The following is a 485-nucleotide window of genomic DNA, read 5'->3' on the forward strand; positions in this document are numbered from 1 at the left end:
CTCTAGGTGCAAAGAATGTATTAAACCTATCTCAAGAGCTTTTTATAAACGTAATCCAAACTACCGAAAAGATCATGACAGAAGAAATAAGAACGTGATAGCCCGAAAAAGAGAAATAAGAAACGGCTTAGAGCGATCCCTGCCAATGAAGATTAGGGTTAAAACATTTGAAGAAAGATCGAAAATTATATCCTGTCAGATAAGCGGCACTAAGGAAGATGTTGTCGTAGATCACTTCATCGCGATAGGCGTGGGGCACGGTGGAACGTATGTTGGGAATTTAGTATTTCTGAGCAGAGATCTTAATAGTTATAAAGGCGCTATTAATCCTTTCGAGTGGGCTAAATCTTTATGTGAGGAGGCTCAGAAAAAATTCGATAACGTTGCCTGTGATCTGGCATTAATAAACGGATTAACGCCTAGTGAATTCGAAAAGTACGTGACGTGGTGCTATGAAAACCCAAGGGATTTAGTAGATGTTAAGG

General features: G+C 39.4%; 1 pseudogene. It reads left to right on the plus strand.

The annotated features are described in order from the left end of the window. Positions 1-94: 94 nt before the first annotated feature. A pseudogene (locus tag SB658_RS21845) lies at positions 95-485 on the plus strand (hypothetical protein); the annotation flags it as partial.

It is taken from the genome of Bacillus sp. SIMBA_008 (assembly GCF_046535495.1).
Taxonomy (GTDB): Bacteria; Bacillota; Bacilli; order Bacillales; family Bacillaceae; genus Bacillus; species Bacillus subtilis.